Source organism: Paraburkholderia sp. NMBU_R16 (assembly GCF_013282575.1).
Classification (GTDB): Bacteria; Pseudomonadota; Gammaproteobacteria; order Burkholderiales; family Burkholderiaceae; genus Trinickia.
Genome location: NZ_JAAAYE010000508.1, coordinates 1 through 250 on the forward strand (window position 1 = coordinate 1; position 250 = coordinate 250).

The 250-nt window shown below is 52.8% G+C and carries 1 pseudogene; it reads left to right on the plus strand.

Features of this window, described 5'->3' with window-relative positions:
* A pseudogene (locus GWC77_RS28930) lies at positions 1-206 on the plus strand (hypothetical protein); the annotation flags it as partial.
* Between the last annotated feature and the right edge of the window lie 44 nt (positions 207-250).

Consider the following 250-nt stretch of genomic DNA (forward strand, 5'->3'; position numbering starts at 1 on the left):
AACATGCGCCGAGCGTCAATCAACAAACGCTTGTCAGCGTCAATCAACATCGGCATCATCAACCTCGCCGCGACATTCTCATCTTGTTTGTCGCGCGTCTCTCATCCAGATTGTCGCGCCACAGCGAGAGCTACCGCAAGCCGAAACCAATGCCAGAAAACGGCGAAAACGCGGTTGCAAAATCAGGCAAAAAAACGGATTCTTGAGGCCCTTCGAAATCGCGTTTCGGGGCCATTCCAAGTGGCCTCAT